This window comes from Chitinophaga hostae (assembly GCF_018224885.1).
Lineage (GTDB): Bacteria > Bacteroidota > Bacteroidia > Chitinophagales > Chitinophagaceae > Chitinophaga > Chitinophaga hostae.
Window position 1 is genome coordinate 122555 of record NZ_JAGTXB010000026.1, and the last position, 6434, is coordinate 128988.

General features: G+C 45.6%; 3 protein-coding genes. All 3 read right to left on the bottom strand.

Features of this window, described 5'->3' with window-relative positions; translation table 11 throughout:
• Window positions 1-110 precede the first annotated feature (110 nt).
• Window positions 111-1184, bottom strand: coding sequence for an acyltransferase family protein (locus KE626_RS31795; protein WP_211977114.1), 1074 nt, complete (start codon window positions 1182-1184; stop codon window positions 111-113).
• A gap of 10 nt (window positions 1185-1194) precedes the next feature.
• A complete protein-coding gene (locus tag KE626_RS31800; RefSeq protein WP_211977115.1) occupies window positions 1195-3381 on the bottom strand; it encodes an exopolysaccharide transport family protein in 2187 nt (728 codons plus the stop codon).
• Between the two features lie 391 nt (window positions 3382-3772).
• On the bottom strand, window positions 3773-6434 hold a 2662-nt coding region (locus KE626_RS31805), incomplete at its 5' end, for a T9SS type A sorting domain-containing protein (RefSeq protein WP_211977116.1).

A 6434-nucleotide genomic window follows, 5' to 3' on the forward strand; every position in this document is an offset into this window, starting at 1 on the left:
AGAATACTATTTTAACAGCCATAGCGATAATAGTCAGCGCTATGAAAATCACGATCAGCAACTGATGCAGATGTTGATCTATTGGTTTCTTTTTTGGTTGTGCTTTCATATTAAACTGATGCTGCCGCTTTTTTTGGTGTATGATGTTCCCCGAACTTCCCTGCGAAAAGGAAGCCTAATCCCAGTCGCATACATACCCTGTATACTATGATGGAGAGGAAAATGGATGACGGAATAAGTATTCCCAGCAATACCACGCCATTATCTACACCGAACTGCAGTAATATTGCACGCAGCAGGGCGAAAATGCTTACATGTAACAGGTAAATGTAGAGGGAATAATGACCTATTACGTTCAGCAATTCGAGTCGTTTGATTTTTGCCAGCCAGGACGATAAGAGTATGACAAACAAACAGCCATTCAACGCAATGAGCATATACACATATAAGTTCATATCCTGGTGGTACAGGTAATACCATTGGAGCAAGCCGAACAGCGGTGTTAACAACAGCAGGTTAACCGGGTTGGCAAATTTCTGTTGTGTTTCCTCGAGGAAGAAGTAGCCGGCGGCGGTATCGCCGATGGCGAAGAAAATATAATGCAATGCGATATCATAGAATGTACTGAAACTCCGTACATATGGGGCAATACCCAACAGTGCCAGCCCTACCAGCAGTTGCCATATTTTTTTGCGGCCCGTAATGCCGGACACTATGGTATAAAGCATGGTTACATTGAACAATGCAAATAAATACCAGAGCTGATCCAGTGTTCTTGGCTGAAGGAATATATTGAGAAAGTCCCTGACGCTGCGTTCTGAATTCGCAAATTTTGAGAACACAATCTGCAGGCTGATTTGTATAACCGCCCATAACAGGTACGGATACAGCAGGGTATTGATTTTTTGAAATGTAAAATTGCGTACGCCTCTTTTGGCAATACTTCTGCTGAAAAAGATACCAGAGAGCAGGAAGAAAAGCGGCATACGAAAACTATATAACATATCGTTGGTTGCCAGCACTCCATTGGGTAATGAAATGCCCGCGGCCACCAGGCCATACGCAATATGCCGGTATACCACCAGCAAAATGGCAATGCCTTTTGCATAGTCTATCCAGGCATAACGTGCGTCATTTTTCTCTGGCCGGAAACTGAATATGTCAAAGTTTTTATGCTGCATCATGATAAAACGATCATAGTTCAATGAAATCTTCTTTAACGTCATTTAAGACTGCTCCAAGAAATTTATCTCCCAATGATTCCAGGAATTCTGATGATTCCCGGTCAATTTGTTTCATTTTCAGATGAGAAGAGAAAATGGCAATTACGCCTTCAGCATATGCAGATAACTCGCGGCTGTCTGTAAAATCATTCAGCGGGGCGCCTTCCATTAAAATATAGTCATAATGCTTTTTCAGTTCGCCCAGATAATTCAGCAGGTGATTAGGCGGCAGTATTTCTGACGGGGTATAATCTCCGCCTTTACATCCAACTACTTCTATGCCGGGTGTTGCATAGGTAGTTACTATTTCTTTTACCTTTTCGATGCTGAACTCAGCTGGTGGTACGGAGAAGTATTCCAGGGTGGGCTTGGCTTCCATCTGTACACTTACATCATTGTTACAGAAATTGGTATCAATCACCAGCACTTTTTTATTGCTCAGGCTCAGGCTATGTGCTACCGCCTGCAAGAGCGTAGTTTTACCCTGCTGTGGTTCTGTACTGGTGAAAAGGAATATTTTTCTGCCGCTGCTTTCCAGTTCATATCTCAGCTTGCGCAGCAGCTCACGGAAAATATTCTGCCGTTTGAGCCATTGGCTTTCGTCTGATTTTTTCTGCAGTATTTGCAGCAGGTTATACTTCTGAAGATTAGTATGATTAATGGTAGCAATGAGCTTAAGATTAGAAGAACGATTGAAGATAGAAGGGGACTTCACGGAATTATCCATGAATTCTGAAAATAGTATGCCGATACAGCAGATCATGAATACTGCAAAGCCGGACATGCCCATAATGATCAGTCGCTTGGATGACTCCGGCGTGAAAGCAGGTTGACCTTTAAGTGTCTGACGGAAATTATCCTGTGGCACTGTTCTGTTGTCGAGTGCTGCACCTAATTTTTCCTTTAACTTGTTGTATTCGTCCTGTGCCAGTGTTACTTCCTGTTGTAATGAGCTCACGGTAGCTTCCTTATTGGCATATGATCCTACAGACGCCCGGAGATTACGTATTTTGCCTTCCAGGGTGCTGATATTGAGTTTGGAGGCTCTTACTTCTGCTTCCAGTGCGCCTTTACGCTGAATAAGTTCTTCTTTCGTACTTACTTTACCGTTAGGGATAGACGCATCCATCATCGCCTTTTGTAATTTGCCGCGCTGGGTTTTGATTCTATCGGCCAGGGCATTATCGTTGGAGCCTGTGCGTACATACTCGTCATTCAGATCATTGATCTGTTTTCTTAAGTTAATAATGTCAGTGTTGGAATTGGTGTACGCCGGCTTTCCGCTGTTCATCTGCGCGAGCTGCATGTTCACGTTATCGAGAGACGCCTGCAGGTTGTTGCCGTTTGCTCTTTCATCGGAGACAGATTTTTCAAATTGTTTGATCAGATCCCATTCGTTACCACTGGCTGTTTCCACATTTAGTACGCCCTGTGCAGTTTTATATCCGCGCAGCGCTTCCACTTTCTGATCCAGTTCTGCTTTTTTCTGGTTTACCAGCGACTCAAAAGTTTCTACGTTTTCTACTGATCGTTCGGAACGGGAGCTGCGGTAAAAACGAATGAATTCTTTATAAAGGGTATTTACGGTGTAAGCCGACAAATCAGGATTTTCAGAATAACAATTGATATTGATATAGTCCGTTCTTGATAAACGGCCAGTGAACACCATCTTGCGGATAGATTCAAAATCGTAGCGATACAGCTTCATAAATTCCAGTACCTTTCTTTCTTCCGGAATAGAGGAGGAAAGGATCTGCAGGGAATCAATTTTCTGGCGGCAAATCCGCACGATCTCCTGTTTATTGGCACTCTTATATGCTGGTTTGTTCAGTTCTTTTTCTGTGAGGTTTCTGAAGGGCTTATCGCTGGAGAGATCATGTACCAGCAGGTCGCAGGCCAACAGACCTATTACCAGCGGAGAGTTCATGGTTTCGATGACGTTGTCAAATTTTACGTCAGCTTCAAACAGGTTCAGGTTTTCATCACGCAGTTTAATCTGTTCGTTCGTGGTAAACCCTGTTGCAATTTGCGCGGTGGACGCATACAATTTAGGTTTTCCTATTGTAAAGGCGAATGCCGCTGCTACCGCAGCGAATGTGCTTAAAAGTATCCACCATTTCTTTTTAAGCAATGCCTTTATAAAATACACGATGTCCATATAGAAATTTTCCTTTAACTACGATTTTTAATGTGATATACAGGGTGGAAGTACGCATTATTGCACACATGCCATAGTCCCGGTATGGTAACTGGTAGATCAGAGGAGATGGTAAAAAAATAAGAGAGTTTCCGGTGGTTAGCCAGACAACTGTTCCAGGTTTTGTCGGAGGATGAGGTTACAGGGGAGATATCCGGGGCATAATAAGTCCTGGTATATCCGGTTAGAGTTCAAAGGTAAAAGATTATATTAAAAGACACTTTATTTTTAAGCGAAACATAAAAATTATTTGGTAACCGCTCAAGTTTTGGGGGTAACGCAAGTATTGACATAAAAAAACCGTTCCGGAAACGCTCCGGAACGGTTACTGTCATCTTTTCCAGATCATTTACTATCGCTTCAGGAGTTTCACACTCTTAGTTTCACCGGTGGTAGCGGTGATTTTCAGAATATAAAAGCCTGTCGTACTAACATATCGCTGCGTATTGATCCTGATGGTATTTTTACCTTCAGGTACACTTTTCCTGGTTTCGTTGTAAAGCACTTTTCCTGTCATGTCACAGATTTCAATCAATATGCCTGGTGCTGGTTTCTGTAGTGTAAGGTCAATCGCCAGGTTATCGGTAAACGGATTCGGATACGCGTTGGCCTGGAAGCTGGCTTTAAGTGCAGTGTTGTTATTATTCAGTGAAGCAGCCGGGTTGTTATTCATCAGCTGGTTGTTATTGGCCAGGTTACCGGGGGTAATCGGCGTAACATTCAATTCCATCGCATTGAGATAACCTACCTGTCCACCCGCCGGAATACTGGCGGTGAACGCTATTTCACCGTTTGCATCTGCTGTCAGGTTAATGAAGTCAGCGGTGTTGGCGGTGTTGTTTTGTGCATACAGCGTTTTGCTGACACCGTTAACAGTAAACTGGGTACTGCCGTTGTCAGGTTGCGGCGCCCACCATTTACTGTTTGACAGGAACTTGAGGGTGTAGGTGGTGTTGGCACTCAAACCGGTGAGGTGTCCGTGCATGGCGGGCGCCCCTGTAAAGAAGCCGGGTAATGAACCAAAGTAAAGGTACTGACTCAGCACTACGTCAGGATATACACCACTGTTGTTGCCGGTAGTAGCGCCTTCCACGCCTGCTGCCCACCAGGATTCATCAAATGTCAGCCCGATGCCGGTAGCCAGGCCCTGGTCATTTTTCAGGTTGGCGGTATTGGTGCCGGAAATATTATTCCACGGCGCCGGCGCATCTGCATCGAGTTTGAAGTTCAGCAATACTTTATAGCTGCCACCGGAGTTAGGCGGTGGATTCACGGTCAGGTTGAACGTAGTGGTATCGGCTGCGCCATAGGAATCCTTGACGATAACGCTGATGTTATTGTACGCACCTGCATTATTAGTGCCTGGCGCAACAGCAAGTGATACCGTACCTCCTGACTGTGTCAGCGTCACAAAAGAAGGAAGATTCAATGTACTGTAAGTAAGCTGGTTACCATCTGCATCCGTTGCGGTAACCGGGATATTCATACTTGTTCCTGCGTCCAGGCTCTGATTACTGATGTCTGTTACTACAGGCGCGTGATTATCAGTTGGTACCTGGGAAGTGCCTGCATTTACTTCTATTGCATTCAGGTAACCTACCTGGCCGCCTGCAGGAACACTCAGGGTAAATACGATCTCACCGTTTGCGTCAGGGGTGAGGTTGGTGAAAGTAACCACGTTAGCGCTATTGTTCTGCACATACAGCGTTTGGCTTACACCGTTGATGGTGAACTGGGTGCTGCCGTTATCCGGTTGTGGCGCCCACCATTTGCTGCTGGAGAAGAATTTTACGGTGAATTGCTTACCTGTTTCCAGACCTGTCAGGTGACCGGTCATTGTAGGGGCGCCGGTAAAGAATCCTGGCAATGAACCAAAGTAGAGGAAGTCGTTAATAACGGCATCCGGGTATACACCGCTGTTGTTGCCGGTAGTGGCGCCTTCGCCGTTGGTAGCCCACCATGATTCGTCAAACTTCAGACCGGCGGCGGTTGTTTGGCCCTGATCGTTTTTAAGATTGGTAGTAACGCTGCCGGTAATATTATTCCATGGAGCAGGTGCAGTGCTGTTCTGTTTAATGCTCAGGAAAAGCTTATAGCCAGCACTATCACCACCTGCAGGGGCATTCACCGTCAGGTTAAAGATCGCAGTATCACTGTTGCCGTGTGTATCCGTACCAATTACACCGATGTTGTTAAACTGACCGGTATTGTTGGTGGCAGGAGCAACGAGGAGGTAAGGAGTCCCCGGAGACTGGGATACCGTAACGAAGGCTGGGAGGTTGTAACCAGTATACGTAATGGCATCATTTTCCGGGTCTGTACCGTTGATGGCTATGTGCATAGTATCGCCTGCTGCCAGTGATTTGTTGGCAATAGCGGCGATCACTGGTGCCTGGTTTACAGGAGTGCTGTCGCCAGCGCCGCCGGCGTTTATTTCCATGGCATTCAGGTAACCTACCTGTCCTCCTGCAGGGACGCTGACGGTAAATTTGATTTCACCGTTTGCATCTGCTGTCAGGTTTTCAAAAACGGCCGTATTAGTGCTGTTATTTTGAACGTTCAATGATTTGGTAACACCGTTGATGGTATATTGCGTGCTGCCATTGTCCGGCTGTGGCGCCCACCATTTGCTGCTGGAGAAGAATTTAATGCTGTAAGTCCTGTTTGTTTCCAGACCGGTCAGGTGTCCGTGCATAGCAGGTGCACCGGTAAAGAAGCCTGGCAATGAACCAAAGTACAGGTATTCACTCATCACCGCATCCGGGTACACACCACTGTTGTTGCCTGTATTGGCGCCTTCGGTTCCCGCTGCCCACCAGCTTTCATCGAAAGTTAATCCGGCAGTGGTTAACTGTCCGTTTTCATCTTTCAAACCAGTGGTAGTGGTACCGGAAATGTTATTCCATGGCGCAGGCGCTGTGTTATTCAATTTGAAGTTCAGATAGAGCTTGTAGTTTGGTGTTGGCTTATCCACCACGGTGAGTACAAAGCTGCGTACATCTATTCCTCCCTGA

Bases quoted from the DNA above. Each gene is read 5' to 3' on its own strand.
- KE626_RS31795 (WP_211977114.1), bottom strand. From the start codon at position 1,184: ATGATGCAGCATAAAAACTTTGACATATTCAGTTTCCGGCCAGAGAAA.
- KE626_RS31800 (WP_211977115.1), bottom strand. From the start codon at position 3,381: ATGGACATCGTGTATTTTATAAAGGCATTGCTTAAAAAGAAATGGTGG.